The organism is Cytobacillus sp. MT66, from assembly GCF_058792595.1.
Window position 1 is genome coordinate 122614 of the sequence record NZ_JBXAFB010000002.1, and the last position, 16941, is coordinate 139554.

Sequence of the window (16941 nt, forward strand, 5' to 3'; positions counted from 1 at the left end):
AGATGAATAAATACTACTCAGATTTACATATTCATATTGGTCGAACAATGACAGGCAAGCCGGTAAAGATTACGGGAGCTAAGTCGCTGACGTTTACAAATATTATTGAGCATGCCAGAAATGAAAAGGGCCTCCATATCATTGGTATTATTGATTGCCATTCCCCAGAGGTTATTTTGGAGATAAGCAAGCTCCAGGAGACAGGGGATGTAACTGATCATCCGCAAGGCGGGCTGCAATTTGGCGATTTGACAATTATCCCAGGCTCAGAGCTGGAAATATATGATGAAAGCTGCCATGGCCCAATCCATGTTCTTTGCTATTTTCGAAACTTAGAGATCATGCGCGAATTTTCCATGTGGCTTTCCAGCCATTTGAAAAATATTACATTAAGCTCTCAGCGGATTTATGTGTCCGGACGAAAGCTGCAGGCCAAGGTTAAGGAGCTTGGGGGATTATTTATTCCAGCGCATGTCTTTACTCCTTTTAAAAGCTTGTTTGGCAAAGGCGTCCAACGCTCATTAACGGAAGTACTGGATAAAGATTTGATTGATGGCATTGAGCTTGGTCTAAGTGCGAATACAAAAATGGCTGATCAAATTGGGGAGCTTCATCAGTATTCCTTTGTAACCAATTCTGATGCTCATTCCTTAAAAAAAATTGCCAGAGAATATCATGTGCTCAGAATGGAGGCCCCTGCATTTAATGAGCTTGAAAAAGCATTAAAAGGGATTGATGGCCGCGGGATTATAGCCAATTATGGCCTTGATCCTTTACTCGGCAAATATCATCAGACCGTATGTGCTAAATGTTTCGCTCCATTCGACCCGGAAATCGGTGAATGCAGCGAATGCGGTCATACAAAATTTGTGAAGGGCGTTGCTGACAGAATCTTGGAGCTAAAGACTTCTGATGAATCGCCTGCAGGTCGCCCGCCCTATATTCATCAGGTGCCGCTGGAATTCATTCCGGGATTGGGTCCGAAAATGCTCCGAAAACTGCTTGATTATTTCGGCACAGAAATGGCTATTCTCCATGAGGTTCCATTAGAAAAGTTACGTGAAATTATCCCGATTAAGACGGCTGAAATGATTGTTAAAGCAAGAGAGGGGAAAATACATCTTTCAGCTGGCGGAGGAGGTAAGTACGGGAAAATTACTGACTAATGTGCTAACGTTGGACAAATCTTGAAGCAGATTCATTATACTTTTAAAAAACATCCAGTCTCATTAATGGGGCTGGATGTTTTTTGCTCTTTCATTTTGAAAATTCCAAGCCGAAAAACTGTCATACCGAAAAAGGACAAGCATACACTTTACTAATTGGAAAACTTCTTAGGAGAAGAAGCCTCGCGCTTTAAATTTTAATGCGCTAAGAAGAGAACGGGAGGAAGAGCAATTGAGAAAAAAAATGTACCAGAACGTCGCTGCACTCCATTTTCGTGAGCATTCCTCAATTTATTTATTTGTCATTGTCCTTTTTCTAATGGGTGTTGTGTTTGGGGCTATCGTTGTTAATAGTTTAAGCTTTACACAAAAAGAAGATTTATTTTACTACCTTTCACAGTTCTTCAGTCAAATGTCAAATGAAGAGATAGCTGCGTCCAATGATCTTTTGCGGCAAAGCTTTTTCCATAATACGAAATATATTGGCCTTATGTGGATATTGGGTATTTCCATTATCGGGCTTCCGGTCATCCTTGTGTTATTGTTCATGAAAGGTATGGTAGTGGGATTTACGGTTGGGTTTTTAGTTAATAAAATGGGCTGGAATGGATTTTTGCTTTCTTTTGTAGCTGTTCTGCCGCAAAACTTTCTTATTATCCCGATCTTTATTGTTTCGGCAACCCTTGCCGTGTCATTCTCATTAAAGATGATCCAAAGACAGTTCATGAAGAAAATCGGCGAACCGATGCTGCCATTATTTGGCCGATATATGGCTGCATTTGCAATTGCCATTGTTTTCCTGGGAGCTGCTGCTGGAATTGAGGCTTTTATTTCACCTATGTTAATGAAGTCAGTTCTTCACTCCATTTAACTTTATTAGCGGATGAACCAATAGGTTTATCCGTTTTTTAGTGTGTTTATATTGATTATTACTTGATAATCCCTATTATCACTTGATTGTAATAATTTTATTTTGAATCTACCCCTTTATCTGTTATAATGGGAATGTTTAGTGGCGAGGGAGGAACTTCTAAAATGGAAAGCAGACTTGATAGAATAAAGAAACAGTTGCATTCATCCAGCTATAAACTAACACCTCAGCGTGAAGCAACCGTCCGCGTATTATTAGAGCATGAAGAGGATCATTTAAGTGCGGAAGATGTTTACCTCCTTGTAAAAGAAAAATCGCCTGAGATCGGTTTAGCAACTGTATATAGAACACTTGAGTTACTGACTGAATTAAAAATTGTCGATAAAATTAATTTTGGTGATGGGGTATCCCGCTATGATTTGCGTCAGGAAGGCGCAGCACACTTTCACCATCATCTTGTTTGTATTGAATGTGGTGCGGTTGATGAAATTCAGGAGGATTTACTCGACGATGTTGAGGAAGAAGTGGAACGGCGCTGGAACTTTAAAATTAAAGATCACCGCCTGACCTTTCATGGAATCTGCTACCGCTGCCATGATAAAATCAAGGATTCAAATGAAGAATAATAGTTTTTAAACCTTTTCTAGTTTTAGGAAAGGTTTTTTTATTGAGGACACGGGGACAGGCACCTTGTCCCAAAAATAACCCTGCTAGCAGCTCCCGAAAAATAAGTAGGTATAATTCTTGTCCAAATTGGCATACCTTGTAGTAATAACGATTTTTCGGGGGAAGAAATCATGAGATCGTGGTTTAAGATGATACTGCAAACAATCAAAGTATTTGTCCTTTTTACTGGATGCACAATCCTTTTTTATTATGGTATTATGTGGTTAAATGAAGAATATCAGGATTATCACCGCTATGATGAACCAGAGGGAGCGGCGGTAAAGGTATCTGCCAGTGTGAATGATGATGTAGAATCGAACTGGTTTGACCGAATTATTCTTTTTTATTTAAACGGGGAGTAATGCTATCATGGAGGACGAGCTAAAGGATTTTATACACTTTTTAACGGTAGAGAAGGGACTGGCCAGAAATACCATTGTGTCCTATGAACGTGATTTAAAAAGCTATCTGAAATATTTAAAGAATATTGAAAGAGTTGAAGTTTTAAATGAAGTTCAGCGGCTGCAGATCGTCCAATTTTTAAAATATTTAAAGGAGCAGGGAAAATCGGCAAAAACGCTGGCAAGACACATTGCATCCCTGCGCGCATTCCACCAGTTTCTGCTCAGAGAAAAGAAGACGGACCATGACCCATCGGTCCATATTGAATCACCCAAACAGGAACGCAGACTGCCAAAGGTTTTGAATATGCAGGAGGTTGAGACTTTGCTTGATGCACCTAAGGCGAAGGACCATTACGGCCTCCGCGATAAAGCGATGCTTGAGCTTCTCTATGCAACAGGTATTCGGGTAAGTGAGTTAATTGGCCTTGATCTAGGCGATGTTCATTTAACGATGGGGTTTGTCAGATGTATTGGCAAAGGGAATAAAGAGCGGATTATTCCAATTGGAAAAACAGCTGCAGATGCACTTGATAAATATCTTCATGAAGGAAGAAGCAAATTTATCTCAAAAGGACCGAGTGAAAATGCCTTGTTTTTAAATCATCATGGAAAACGATTGACAAGGCAAGGCTTCTGGAAAATTTTGAAGAAGCTTGCAGAAGAAGCAAATATTCAAAAGGATTTAACGCCTCATACGTTAAGACATTCGTTTGCGACCCACTTGCTTGAAAATGGCGCTGATCTTCGGGCAGTTCAGGAAATGCTGGGCCATGCAGATATATCCACGACACAAATCTATACACATGTATCAAAGACACGGCTAAAGGACGTATACAGCCAGTTCCATCCGCGGGCGTAAATCTATATTTATTAAAAGATTAATAGAATTTTTTTATAAAAAGCTTTCATGAAAATGGAGGCTTTTTCTTTTCATTTTATTTGCATTTCGATAAACTATAGTTGTCAGACTTCTGACGTATATTATTTGTTTTAATCATGTTTGATAAGCATATCCTATTGATATATTGATTGGTTAACCGTTCCTTTCGGGGAAAACAGAACCTAGATAAACATGATTTCCAGGAGGTAATATGATGTCTTCATATAAAAGAATTTTTGTTGTTGTAATGGACTCCGTTGGGATTGGCGAAGCTCCGGATGCAGAGAAATATAATGATAAGGGGGCCGATACCTTTGGGCATATTGCAGAAAAGATGAATGGGTTAAATATGCCGAATATGGGGAAACTCGGTCTTAGCAATATCCGTGAAATTAAAGGTATTGAAAAGGCTCAGAAACCGCTTGCCTATTTTACAAAAATGAAAGAGGCATCAACAGGAAAGGATACGATGACTGGTCATTGGGAAATTATGGGCTTATATATTGAACAGCCATTCCAGGTTTTCCCTGATGGATTTCCGGAGGAGCTTATCTCAGAATTAGAGGCACGCACAGGCAGAAAGGTCCTCGGAAACAAGCCGGCAAGCGGAACAGAGATCATTATAGAGCTTGGCGAAGAGCATATGAAAACCGGTGCCATCATCGTTTATACCTCTGCTGACTCGGTGCTGCAGATTGCTGCTCATGAAGAAATTGTCCCTCTAGATGAGCTGTATAAAATATGTGAAATTGCCCGCGAATTGACGCTCGATGAAAAGTATATGGTGGGAAGGGTGATTGCCAGACCGTTTGTCGGTGAGCCTGGAAACTTTGAAAGAACCTCTAATCGCCATGACTATGCCTTAAAGCCTTTTGAACGGACGGTGATGTCTGAACTGAAGGATTCTGGCTTTGATGTGATTGCTATTGGGAAAATATCCGATATTTTTGACGGTGAAGGGGTAACCAAGTCACTTCGGACCGTTTCAAATATGGATGGCATGGATAAACTTCTCGAATCTTTTGACATGGATTTTACTGGCCTTAGCTTTTTGAACCTGGTTGATTTTGATGCCAAGTATGGCCATAGACGGGATCCCATAGGCTATGGTGAGGCACTTGAGGAATATGATGCCAGACTTCCTGAAGTGTTTGCGAAAATGCAGGATGGCGATTTGCTGATCATTACTGCTGACCATGGAAATGATCCGATTCATCATGGAACAGACCATACGAGAGAGTATGTGCCTCTGCTTGTTTATGCGAAGCATTTTACTGAAGGAAAAGAGCTTCCTATACGGGAAACATTCGCTGATATTGGTGCAACGATTGCGGAAAACTTTAACGTGAAGATGCCTGAATATGGCAAAAGCTTTCTAAATGAATTGAAGTAAGGGAGAAAAGGTATGGATTACGCTAAAATTCAAAATGCTGCAAGTTATTTAAAAGAAAAAATTCCACACCAGCCAACGCTTGGCCTCATTCTTGGATCAGGTCTTGGCGTATTAGCTGATGAGATTGAATCACCCGTGCAAATTGATTATAAGGATATTCCGGATTTTCCTGTTTCGACAGTCGAGGGGCATGCGGGCCAGCTTGTTTTCGGCTCGCTTAACGGTGTTCAGGTGGCTGCCATGAAAGGCCGTTTTCATTATTATGAGGGGTATTCCTTTGATAAAGTAACTTTTCCAGTTCGTGTCATGAAAGAGCTGGGAATTGAAAAATTAATTGTGACGAATGCTGCAGGCGGGGTCAATGAAAGCTTTTCACCGGGGGATCTGATGCTGATTTCCGACCATATTAATTTGATGGGAAGCAATCCGTTAATTGGACCGAACGATTCACGGCTTGGCGTACGCTTTCCTGATTTGTCTGAGGCGTATTCCCGAGATCTGCGAACAGCTGCAAAGGGAATTGCTGAGAAAATCCAGCTGAAGGTTCAGGAAGGTGTCTATGTTGGAAATACAGGCCCGACCTATGAAACTCCTGCGGAAATTCGTATGATTCGTCTTATGGGCGGGGATGCAGTCGGCATGTCTACCGTTCCAGAAGTCATTGTTGCCAGACATGCAGGGATGAAAGTCTTAGGCATCTCCTGTATTTCCAATATGGCTGCTGGAATCCTAGACCAGCCGCTCAACCACGAAGAAGTCATCGAAACAACCGAAAAAGTAAAAACAGATTTCCTGCGCTACGTCAAAACCATCGTCGCTGAAATTGGGTAACGCTTTAAAGCATCGGGGGCCTGACCCCCGATGAGGTAACGCTTTAAAGCGCCGGGGGCCTGACCCCCGATGCGGTGATGCTTTAAATGGATGGGGTGATTGTATATGAGAATGGTGGATGTTATTGAGAAGAAGCGGGATGGCGGGGAGCTGTCGGCGGAGGAGATTCGTTTTTTTGTTAATGGCTATACGGATGGGTCGATTCCGGATTATCAGGTGAGTGCGCTGATGATGGCAATTTATTTTCAGGGGATGTCGGAGAGTGAACGAGCGGAATTGACGATGGCGATGGTGGAATCCGGCGAACAGATTGATTTGTCTCAAATCAATGGGATTAAGGTGGATAAGCACTCAACGGGCGGGGTCGGTGATACGACCACACTTGTATTAGGACCATTGGTGTCTGCTGTGGGCGTTCCTGTTGCGAAAATGTCTGGAAGAGGGCTTGGCCACACCGGAGGAACCCTTGACAAGCTGGAATCAGTCAAAGGTTTTCATGTGGAAATTGATAAAGATGAGTTTATCAATCTGGTAAATAAAGATAAAATCGCTGTCATTGGCCAAAGCGGAAATTTGACGCCGGCTGATAAAAAGCTTTACGCCCTTCGTGATGTAACAGCGACGGTAAATAGTATCCCGCTGATTGCCAGCTCGATCATGAGCAAAAAAATCGCTGCAGGCGCAGATGCAATCGTTCTTGATGTAAAGACAGGCGCCGGTGCTTTTATGAAAACACTGGACGATTCACGTGAACTTGCCAAAGCGATGGTTAGGATAGGAAATAATGTGGGCAGAAAGACAATGGCTGTTATTTCCGATATGAGTCAGCCGCTTGGTTTTGCGATAGGGAATGCCCTTGAAGTAAAAGAAGCCATTGATACATTAAAAGGGGAAGGCCCAGAGGATTTAACTGAGCTTTGCCTGACATTAGGAAGCTATATGGTGTATTTAGCTGAAAAAGCTTCCTCGCTAAATGAGGCAAGGGAAATGCTCGAAGAGGCCATCGCCAACGGTTCAGCATTAGAAAAATTTAAGATCTTTCTGCAAAACCAGGGCGGTGATCCAACAGTAGCCGATCATCCAGAAAAATTACCGCAGGCAAGCTACACCTTTGAACTTGAGGCAAAAGAGGATGGATATGTGGCTGAAATGACTGCAGATGAAATCGGAACAGCCGCAATGCTCCTCGGGGCCGGAAGAGCGACAAAGGACTCTGTGATAGACTTGGCGGTTGGACTTATTTTGCGCAAAAAAATTGGGGATCCTGTGAAAAAAGGCGAATCCCTTGTTACGATTCACAGCAATTTTGAAAATATCGCTGAAGTAAAAGAAAAACTTTACAGCAATATTCGAATTTCATCAGAAAAAATAGCCTCTCCAATCTTAATACATGAAGCAATAACTGAATAACAGCGAAAAAACGCCGGTGGAAAAGCTCTAATTTCCCTGGCGTTTTTCTTATGTTTTTTCACCATCTATTCTGGTATAAATTTCTTCTAAATGGAAATGATGGAATCTATACAGAATGGAGGGTGTATGTGATGAAACGATTCGTCTCTTTAATCGTGACGGCTTTTTTATTAACAATGGTATGTGTTCCTTCAACTTTTGCTGAAGAAAAAGAACAGAAAAGCGAAGGAGTCGAGCTGACTCCTAATGTAAAATCCGCCATTTTAATTGAGCGGGATACAGGAACCGTTTTATATGAGAAAAATAGTCATGAACAGCTTCCGCCGGCAAGTATGACCAAAATAATGACCATGCTGCTAATAATGGAAGCGATTGACAAAGGGAAATTAACATGGGATGAAAAAATTCGTGCGAGCGAATATGCAGCCTCCATGGGCGGATCCCAAATCTTCCTTGAACCTGGTGAGGAAATGACCACCAAGCAAATGCTTCAGGGGATTGCTATTGCTTCAGGTAATGATGCTTCTGTTGCCATGGCGGAAAGACTTGCCGGATCTGAAGAAGCATTTGTAGAAATGATGAATAAAAAGGCCAAAGAGCTTGGTTTGAAAAATACTGAATTCAAATCCGCCACAGGGCTTCCAGGCAAAGATGATCACAGCACTGCCCATGATATGTCGATCATGGCAAAAGAACTTCTTAAATATGAAGATATTACGAAATTTACAAGCGTCTACGAATCTTATCTGCGTGAAGATACGGATAAGAAATTTTGGCTTGTCAATACGAATCGGCTTGTTAAGTTCTATCCTGGTGTTGATGGCTTGAAAACAGGGTTCACAAACGAAGCAAAATATTGTCTGACTGCGACCGCTGAAAAAGAAGGCATGCGTGTGATTGCTGTTGTCTTTGGTGCACCGACTTCAAAAGAGCGCAATGCACAAGTGACAAAAATGCTTGACTATGCTTTCAGCCAATATAAAACACATCCAATGTATGAGAGAAATGCAAGCCTTGGCAAAGTCGCGGTAAGCAAGGGTGAAAAGAAAAGAGTAGAAGCCGTGACAAGCGAACCTATTTCCCTTTTGACAAAAAAAGGTGAAGGGGTCGAAAATGTAAAACAGTCCATTATTTTAGACAAAAAGGTAAAGGCTCCTGTGAAAAAGGGCGACAAAATTGGTGTTTTAAAAATAGAGCAGGATGGAAAAACGATTATTGAAAGTCCGCTTGTTGCAAAGGAATCAAGCAAGCAGGCTTCCTGGTGGACACTTTATAAACGCGCCATGGGCATGTTCACTAAAGCAGGCGAATAATTGGCAGGGACAGGGGACCTGTCCCCGTGTCTTTTTTTAGCGAATAGGCACTAGTTTTGTCTTGTTGAAGGAATCGCAGCTTAGAATATCGAATTGACTCACTATTAAAGGCCATTTGATTTTTCATAAGGAGGCTAGTAATAGTGAGTCTTACTATTGATTTAGAAGTAAAGAAAGATGTGTTGTGCATTCGCCTGAGCGGTGAGCTTGATCATCATTCTGCTGATGAGCTTCGCACCCAGGCAACTAAAGCCATTGAGGATTATGATATTCATCATATTGTACTGAATCTTGAACATCTGTCTTTTATGGATAGTTCAGGTTTGGGTGTTATTTTGGGAAGATATAAACAAATTAAACAAAACCATGGTGAAATGGTTGTTTGTGCAATTTCTCCAGCTGTACAAAGATTGTTTGAAATGTCAGGCTTATTTAAGATTATTCGCTTAGAGCCGACAGAAGAATTTGCTTTGCATAGACTGGGGGTTGCCTAATATGAAAAATGAAATGCAAATCCAATTCAGTGCGTTAAGCCAGAATGAATCCTTTGCACGCGTAACGGTTGCCGCTTTTATTAGCCAGCTGGATCCGTCCATGGATGAATTGACTGAAATTAAAACCGTTGTTTCTGAAGCCGTTACTAACGCCATCATTCACGGTTATGAACAAGATCCTACAGGAATCGTGTATATTTCGTGTACGATTGAAGACGGGTTTATTGACCTATCGATTAAAGATGAAGGCATTGGCATTTTAGATATTGAAGAAGCGAGGCAGCCGCTGTTTACAACGAAGCCAGAGCTTGAAAGGTCTGGCATGGGCTTTACAATAATGGAGAATTTTATGGATGAAATCGAAATTCAATCGCAACCGGGGAAAGGCACAGAAATCCGATTAAGGAAGCATTTAACAAATAGTAAAATGCTATGTAATTAAGGAGTCTTGCTATGGATGTGGAGGTAAAACAAGATAAGGGCCAAACATTTTTGAAGGATCATGAGGTAAAAGAGCTTATTCAGAAAAGCCAGGCAGGAAGTCAGGAGGCGCGCGATTTAATTGTGCAAAAAAATATGCGTCTTGTCTGGTCAGTTGTCCAGCGTTTTCTCAATCGAGGGTATGAACCTGATGATCTTTTCCAGATCGGTTGTATTGGATTATTGAAATCGGTAGATAAATTTGATCTTACGTATGATGTGAAATTTTCAACCTATGCGGTCCCGATGATTATCGGAGAAATTCAGCGATTTATCAGGGATGATGGCACCGTTAAGGTCAGCCGTTCATTAAAAGAGATGGGCAATAAAATCCGCAAGGCTAAGGATGATTTATCGAAAAACCTTGGCCGTATTCCGACTGTTTCCGAGCTGTCAGAATATCTGGATATTCCTGCAGAGGATATTATTCTTGCTCAGGAAGCCGGCCGCGCTCCTTCGTCCATACATGAGACTGTGTATGAAAATGATGGGGATCCTATTACTCTCCTTGATCAGATCGATGATGGCAATGAAGGAAAATGGTTTGATAAAATCGCTTTAAAGGAAGCTATAAATGAACTGGATGAACGAGAAAGATTAATCGTTTATTTGCGTTATTATAAGGATCAGACGCAATCAGAGGTGGCGGCCAGACTTGGTATTTCACAGGTGCAGGTGTCCCGATTGGAAAAGAAAATATTGCAGCAGATGAAGGACCGTATGGATTTATAACAATCCATGCGGTTTTTTTCACATATAAAATGGTTCAATGTGAAAAATAGGGTATAGAAAGATGATTGGAAAGGGGTATGACAATGAGCAGCCATGATCAGCAGCAGGGTCAATCGTTTCAGGAACAGCAAATGCAGTTAAAACAGCAGGAGGCCAAGATAAGTGAGCCGAAGCTGGAGCAGCAATATCAAAATCAGAAGCAGCAAGCGCTGCAAGCTATGCAGAAGGCAGCGCAATCTCTTCAGCAAAGCAGTACCTCTACTGATTTACCATCCATGCAGCAGGCACAGCAGCAGCTTCAGCAGGCAGCCCAGCAGCTAAACCAAATGCAAGGATTAGCTGTCACTATGGCAACAGCCGCACAGCAGCAGCAGCTCGAACAAGTTCAGCAGCAAATCGAACAAGCATCACAGACGCTCTCGCTCATCGAATCTCTTAACAGCGGAAACAATAGCTTCCAAAAAGGATAATCTTTACCGCATCACCGCAGCGGGGGCCTGACCTCCGACGTTTTACCGCGTTACCGCAGCGGGGGCCTGGCCCCCGACGTTTTACCGCGTTACCGCAGCGGGGGCCTGACCCCCGACGTTTTACCGCGTTACCGCAGCGGGGGCCTGACCCCCGGCATTTGGCCCCCGGCATTTTACCGCATCACCGCAGCGGGGGGCCTTGACCCCAAAGTGTTATACTGCGTCGGTGTCGGTTAGTACGGTTTTGATGGCTTCTTTGATTTCTTGGTAGCCGGTGCAGCGGCAGAGGTTGGAGGACATCCATTCATCGATGGTTTGGTCGTCTGCATCTGGGTGTTTTTCTATTAGGGCATGGGCATTGATGATGAAGCCTGGCGTGCAGAAGCCGCATTGGATTGCCCATTTATCAACGAATGCTCTTTGTAAAGGGGTGTCTGTCAGCCCTTCAATGGTTGTGATCATCTTATCCTGCATTTCAATGGTGAGACATAGACATGAATGCATGGGTTCACCGTTTATAAGGACCGTACATGCCCCGCAATCGCCATTCTGGCAGGCGCGTTTGGCACCGGTCAGTCCCAGTTCATCACGCAGTGTTTGCAAAAGGGTATCCGCTGAACGAATGACAGCCTCGCGAGTATCGCCATTTACATGAATGTTTACCAATGTTTTACCCATTTTATTTGATAACATTGCTTTCACCCCTCCAAAAACTCCATAGCTTCTTCTAACACATTTTGTAAAACAAATTTGCGATATTGCCCTGAAGCATGCCTATCGTCAATCATTGGACCAGGTATACAGCTGACCGCTTTATCGATTCGTTCATGGACTGGCAATCCCTTATCATTTAAAATATCTTCTATTTTCCTCGATCGAAAAGGGTACTCGCATATCCCGCTAAAAGCAATGCGCAGCTTTTCATCTTTAACTAGGGCAGCTATGGACACAATTGGATAGCCTATTTTTGATATCCTTGTCCTCTTGATTGCAAGATAAGGCATTTTCGCAAAAGAACCATCTATTGAAATTTGCGTCAGAAATTGCCCATGCTTTAGTGAAGATTGTTTGCCAAAAACCTGTGTAATAGGGTGTGTCTCATGACCTTCAATTCCATACATTGTCACTTTTGCATCAGCAACTAAAAGAGGCAGCATACCTTCTCGGTACATTAATCTGCTATTTAAATTTCCACCCAGCGTAATTTTATTTCTGGAGGTATGGTCAGCAATATTTCTCAAGTTTTGGCTAAGCAAGGGAAATAGATTAGCCTCGATAAGCTGATTTAAATGAACGGACGCACCGAAAATAAGGTCATTTTCCTTTCCTTCCAACGCTGTACATTCAGGAATGCCCTTTAGATCAATGACTGAATCAGCATGGACCTGATGGACACGGGCAAACGTAATAAATTCAGTTCCGCCAGAAAAGAAACAGACTTTCTTCTTTTTTTGGTCGAGTTTTTGAAAAATTTCAATCGTCTCCTGAATGGATTCGGGCCTGTAGTACTCAAAATCAAAGGCAATCATTGATTAGTTCCCTTCTTTGCTATCCAAATTAATTCAGGTGTAAGGGGCAAATGATTTAAATCAGCTTCTGCAGCCGCCGTTAGTGCATTGCCAAGAGCGCCAGCCATCCCAATTACCCCATATTCGCCAATGCCGCGGGCGCCGAAAGGGCCATCAGCAGCAGGAGATTCAATGAAATCTACGATATATTCAGGATGTTCACCGAATCGGATCATTTGATAGTCCCGTAACTGCGGGTTTAAGACAACTCCGTTCTCATCAAAACAAAACGATTCATGGCTGGCAAAGCTTAGGCCTAAATACATGCCCCCGCGCATTTGCTGGGTGGCGGTTGCCGGATTAATAATGGTTCCGCCATCAAGCACATTGACAGCCTTTAAAATTTTATAGGTATAATCTTTTGTATTCCACTCGACTTCAACGGCTTGAGCGCCGACAGACCACCACGGCCCCGGCTTGCCAAAGCCAGTTTCTTTATCCATTGGTGTTAAATGCCTTTGAATGTATTTTCCTCTGCCGATGACTTGTCCTTCAATGGAGTGGCCATTAGGAAATTTATAGCCTAAGGCAATATCCTTTATTTCTACTCCATACTCAGGGTTTGGACGTAAAAAAACCCTGCCGCCTCCCAGATCCAAATCATCCTCAGAACATTGCAAAACAATTGAGGCGGTCTTTTTCAGCTGCTTAATCGCATCATCGGCGGCTGCAACCACGGCTCTCCCCGCTAAATAGGTGGTGCTAGAGGCAACGGTCCGCCATTGATGCGGATCATATTGCGTATTCAATTCCATTGTCACATGGACCTTTTTTATATCCATTCCGAGCTTTTCGGCGACAATTTGTGCGAGAATTGTTTTTGCCCCTTGTCCTAGCTCAATGGCTGCTGTATTTAGGTTGACACTCCCATCTGCTTCAAATGTTAAGACTGCTCCTGACTGAGCATTAGTCGCCGTCGTCGACGTTTTCCAAAAAAGGCTTATTCCTTTTGTGCGTATTTTATTTTTTCCGGTCTCTTGCTTTATGCCTTCATCCCAATTTATGAGTTCTTTGGCACGAATGATGCACTGCTTCGCATCCCCGATGTTATTTGCGGTGATGACGGCCTGTGTGGGCGATGTGTGTCCTGGTTTAATCGCATTTTTAATTCTTAAGTCGATTGGATCGAGATTTAATTTTTTCGCCAGCATGTCCATTGTCCGCTCGACAGCAAATGTCAGCTCAGGATGTCCGTAGCCTCTAAATGACGTAGCATAAGGATGGTTGGTGTACATGCAATAAGAATCACACCATACATTTTCAATATGGTAGGGCCCTGTACAGTCGAGAGCCATTGCTCTTGTAATTCCTGCAGCCTGATCAGTATAAGCGCCGGAATCAATGAGAAAGGTGTATTGCCCGGCAAGCAGCTTGCCATTTTTATCCGCTCCCAGTTTAATGGTGGCATCAAGTCCAATGTGGCATGGGGCCGTAATCATATCTTCTTCGCGATCATAATCCAGCTTTACTAATTTGCCCCCGACAGCGACAGATGCCAAGTAGGCAAGCGGTTCTAATTGAACCGTGCCTTTTCCGCCGAAGGCACCGCCAAGCATCGGCGTATGGACAATGATATTGCCGACCTCGATGTTGAAAAATTGATTTAACACCTTTTTAATCGTAAAAGGGGATTGGGTGCAGGAATGAATAACCACCTTTCCAGCTGGATTAATTTCAACCCTTGCACTTCTTGTTTCTAATGCTGCATGATCGGAAAGGTTAAAAGAAAAATTAGCTGTTACCGACGTTTCACAACTCTCCCATGCCGAAATAAAATCTCCTTTACGAATCTTTATATGGCTGCCAATATTGGATCCAGCCTGTGGATAAACATTGCTGATGATTTTCGTATACTGGCCTAAGTTTTCATGGATGACCGGTGCATCGCTTTGAAAAGCCTGCTTGACGGAATTAACAACCGGAAGAGGCTCATAGTCAACCTTTATTTTATTGGCTGCTTTTTTTGCCTGATGTTCCTGATCCGCGACAACAATCGCAACCGGCTCTCCATAATAGCGGACCTTTTCGTACGCTAAAGGGGGCCGGTCCGCTAAAATAGGACCGATATGATAAGGGAACATATCTCCAGTGACTATTGCACGCACCCCTTTGACTGCCCAAGCATCCTTTGTATCTATCGATTTTATTTTTGCATGAGCATATGTACTTGTTGCTAATTTCGCATGCAAAAGGCCTGGTACTGTGTAATCACCAATATATCTAAGCGTGCCAGCTGCTTTTTCGACCGTATCAATTCTTTGTTCAGGCTTTCCGACTGATGATCTGATCTGATTTTCGCTCATCCTTGAACCTCCTTACCCATCGGGCAGGTGCTAACAAAAATATTTATGGCATAAAATGATAATAGTTATGGACGATATGTACAATTATGCCTATTTTATCCATTTGCAAAAATCTCATTCATGATGAATGTGTTTGAAATAGAACATGTGGAATGTTGGATATTGGTTGAGGGGGGAGGATATGGATCGTTTTCAGGACCTGATTAGACACGCGCTAAACGACGACCAGCCGACAGTACTTGCTCAAGTCGTACAGGTTCAGGGATCAGCTTATCGAAAAGAGGGAACATCAATGCTAATTAGCAGAGATGGATCAAAGATGGGCATGATTAGCGGAGGCTGTCTGGAAAGTGATGTCATGATCCGGGCAGAAGAATTATTCCAAACGGGAAAGGCTGAAATCTATGAATATGATCTAAGCTCTGAGGATGATCTTGGCTGGGGAGCTGGAGCAGGATGCAACGGGGTTATTTCTGTATTCGTCCGCGATATTGACAGCCGGTTTCGTGAACAATTAGCCAGTATTAATGCTATTTTGCGGCAAAAGCGGCCCGTTCTCTTTTTTCAATCATTGGATTGCCATGATCATTATGGTTATGTTGCCGAGATGCAGCCTGCCGATTTCAGCGGCACCCCTGAATTTACGGAAATTTATCGTGATTTACTGAATAATGGTTTACCCTTTACTGCCATGTCGAAAATTTATCACTTTAAAGAAGAACGTTTATTTATACAAATAATCTGGCCAAAACAGGAACTATACCTGGCTGGAGCAGGAGAGGATTCGAGATTTTTGGCTTCCTTAGCCAACCAATTAGGTTTTTCAGTTCATATTCTTGATTGGCGCAGTGCCTTTTGTTCAAGAGACTTTTTTCCTTTTGCAAAATCGCTCCAGATTGGTGAAATCGATCAGATAATCAGACAGTTGCATTTGGATATATTTGACTCTCTCATTATTATGACCCACGATTTTCAAAGAGATAGGAAAATTTTAAAGGCCGTCAAGGATGCTCAACTAAACTATGTTGGAATTTTAGGTTCAAGAAAACGGACAGAACGCCTGTTAGACGGGGATATTCCCCAATGGCTGCATTCACCAATTGGACTAAGCATTGGGGCGGATGGACCAGAGGAAATAGCGGTCAGTATTATGGCTGAGATCATTTCAAAAAGAGGAAAACGACTATGAAACTGGCGGGGGTTTATCTAGCTGCGGGTACAAGCCGCCGTATGGGGCAATGCAAACTATCGTTACCTGCTGGCAATCTTACTGTTGGAAGCCTGGCGTTAAAGACCGCCCTGCATACTTCCCTAGAAAAGATATTTGTTATCACTAAAATGAATGATCCTCTAAATTGGCTTTCATATGAGCTCATTTCCAATCCTAAATGCAAAGTTTTACCCTGCAGCAAATCGCATTTGGGGATGTCAGAGTCGCTTAAAAGGGGCATCTTGCAGGCACAAAGGGAGAAATTTGATGGTTCAATGGTCATTTTAGGGGATCAGCCGTTTATAACAGCTGAAATGCTGGAATCCCTAATAAACGTTTTTAAAAAGGAGCATGCCTGCGATTATGCAGCCTCCTATCATAAAGGGAAAATACAGCCGCCTATTCTTTTTAGAAAATCAATTTTTGCAAGACTTTTGCTGCTGGAAGGTGACAAAGGGGCCAAAGACCTGTTAAGGAATCCTGCTATGAAAGGAAAGCACATTCCGATGAATGATGAAAGAAGCTTTCTAGATCTAGATACAAACCAAGATTATTTAAAGTTTATATCTGTGTATTCTTAACGCTTGGAATGAACCCAGGCGTTTTTTATTTTACCGTTTGGTAAATTTTGCCTTTAATTACAGCGGAAATCAGCGGACGAATTTTACCTTTTTCATTCCGAGAAAGATTACCTCCAAATATTGGTTTTCATGAAGTTAATAGTTGTAATCCATACTACTAAGTACAAAG

The 16941-nt window shown here is 42.5% G+C and carries 18 protein-coding genes; 15 read left to right on the plus strand and 3 right to left on the minus strand.

Going from position 1 to position 16941, the window contains the following annotated elements; all coding sequences use genetic code 11:
• The first annotated feature begins 2 nt into the window (after nt 1-2).
• From AC1Q59_RS03800 to AC1Q59_RS03860, 13 genes are all read left to right on the plus strand, one after another.
• Nucleotides 3-1166: an endonuclease Q family protein gene (locus tag AC1Q59_RS03800; RefSeq protein WP_492364456.1), complete on the plus strand. Its 1164-nt coding sequence runs from the start codon at nt 3-5 to the stop codon at nt 1164-1166.
• Nucleotides 1167-1398: 232 nt separating this feature from the next.
• Nucleotides 1399-2037: a stage II sporulation protein M gene (gene spoIIM, locus AC1Q59_RS03805; protein ID WP_492364457.1), complete on the plus strand. Its 639-nt coding sequence runs from the start codon at nt 1399-1401 to the stop codon at nt 2035-2037.
• A gap of 164 nt (nt 2038-2201) precedes the next feature.
• Nucleotides 2202-2663, plus strand: a complete 462-nt coding sequence (fur, locus tag AC1Q59_RS03810) for a ferric iron uptake transcriptional regulator (RefSeq protein WP_492364458.1) — start codon at nt 2202-2204, stop codon at nt 2661-2663.
• Nucleotides 2664-2834: 171 nt separating this feature from the next.
• Nucleotides 2835-3065 (plus strand): YqzK family protein, encoded by a 231-nt coding sequence (locus AC1Q59_RS03815; RefSeq protein WP_492364459.1) that lies wholly within the window; start codon nt 2835-2837, stop codon nt 3063-3065.
• A gap of 7 nt (nt 3066-3072) precedes the next feature.
• Nucleotides 3073-3966, plus strand: coding sequence for a site-specific tyrosine recombinase XerD (xerD, locus tag AC1Q59_RS03820; protein ID WP_492364460.1), 894 nt, complete (start codon nt 3073-3075; stop codon nt 3964-3966).
• Nucleotides 3967-4198: 232 nt separating this feature from the next.
• The gene (gene deoB, locus AC1Q59_RS03825; RefSeq protein WP_492364461.1) at nt 4199-5380 is read left to right on the plus strand and encodes a phosphopentomutase; all 1182 of its coding nucleotides are present in this window, start codon (nt 4199-4201) and stop codon (nt 5378-5380) included.
• Between the two features lie 12 nt (nt 5381-5392).
• Nucleotides 5393-6211: a purine-nucleoside phosphorylase gene (locus tag AC1Q59_RS03830; RefSeq protein ID WP_492364462.1), complete on the plus strand. Its 819-nt coding sequence runs from the start codon at nt 5393-5395 to the stop codon at nt 6209-6211.
• Between the two features lie 105 nt (nt 6212-6316).
• Nucleotides 6317-7621 (plus strand): pyrimidine-nucleoside phosphorylase, encoded by a 1305-nt coding sequence (locus AC1Q59_RS03835; RefSeq protein WP_492364463.1) that lies wholly within the window; start codon nt 6317-6319, stop codon nt 7619-7621.
• 131 nt (nt 7622-7752) lie between these two features.
• A complete protein-coding gene (locus AC1Q59_RS03840; RefSeq protein WP_492364464.1) occupies nt 7753-8934 on the plus strand; it encodes a D-alanyl-D-alanine carboxypeptidase family protein in 1182 nt (393 codons plus the stop codon).
• A 143-nt stretch (nt 8935-9077) separates the two neighbouring features.
• Nucleotides 9078-9428, plus strand: coding sequence for an anti-sigma F factor antagonist (gene spoIIAA, locus AC1Q59_RS03845; protein ID WP_492364465.1), 351 nt, complete (start codon nt 9078-9080; stop codon nt 9426-9428).
• A 1-nt stretch (nt 9429) separates the two neighbouring features.
• Complete coding sequence (gene spoIIAB, locus AC1Q59_RS03850; protein WP_492364466.1) at nt 9430-9870, plus strand: anti-sigma F factor; 441 nt, start codon at nt 9430-9432, stop codon at nt 9868-9870.
• 11 nt (nt 9871-9881) lie between these two features.
• A complete protein-coding gene (gene sigF / locus AC1Q59_RS03855; RefSeq protein ID WP_492364467.1) occupies nt 9882-10640 on the plus strand; it encodes an RNA polymerase sporulation sigma factor SigF in 759 nt (252 codons plus the stop codon).
• Between the two features lie 83 nt (nt 10641-10723).
• Nucleotides 10724-11110, plus strand: coding sequence for a hypothetical protein (locus AC1Q59_RS03860; protein ID WP_492364468.1), 387 nt, complete (start codon nt 10724-10726; stop codon nt 11108-11110).
• Nucleotides 11111-11323: 213 nt separating this feature from the next.
• Here AC1Q59_RS03860 and AC1Q59_RS03865 read toward each other — a convergent pair whose 3' ends face one another.
• Genes AC1Q59_RS03865 through AC1Q59_RS03875 form a run of 3 tightly spaced genes read right to left on the minus strand, consistent with a single transcriptional unit; the run spans nt 11324 to nt 14981 of the window.
• Complete coding sequence (locus AC1Q59_RS03865; RefSeq protein WP_492364469.1) at nt 11324-11803, minus strand: (2Fe-2S)-binding protein; 480 nt, start codon at nt 11801-11803, stop codon at nt 11324-11326.
• Nucleotides 11804-11808: 5 nt separating this feature from the next.
• A complete protein-coding gene (locus tag AC1Q59_RS03870; protein WP_492364470.1) occupies nt 11809-12639 on the minus strand; it encodes an FAD binding domain-containing protein in 831 nt (276 codons plus the stop codon).
• Entirely contained in the window at nt 12636-14981 is a 2346-nt protein-coding gene (locus tag AC1Q59_RS03875) for a xanthine dehydrogenase family protein molybdopterin-binding subunit (protein WP_492364471.1), read from the minus strand. The genes AC1Q59_RS03870 and AC1Q59_RS03875 overlap by 4 nt, the downstream gene beginning before the upstream one ends.
• A 181-nt stretch (nt 14982-15162) precedes the next feature.
• Between AC1Q59_RS03875 and AC1Q59_RS03880 the strand changes: the two genes are divergently transcribed.
• Both AC1Q59_RS03880 and AC1Q59_RS03885 read left to right on the plus strand, forming a co-directional pair.
• Entirely contained in the window at nt 15163-16170 is a 1008-nt protein-coding gene (locus AC1Q59_RS03880) for an XdhC family protein (protein ID WP_492364472.1), read from the plus strand.
• On the plus strand, nt 16167-16772 hold the full coding sequence (locus AC1Q59_RS03885; RefSeq protein ID WP_492364473.1) for a nucleotidyltransferase family protein: 606 nt from the start codon (nt 16167-16169) through the stop codon (nt 16770-16772). The genes AC1Q59_RS03880 and AC1Q59_RS03885 overlap by 4 nt, the downstream gene beginning before the upstream one ends.
• Nucleotides 16773-16941 lie beyond the last annotated feature (169 nt).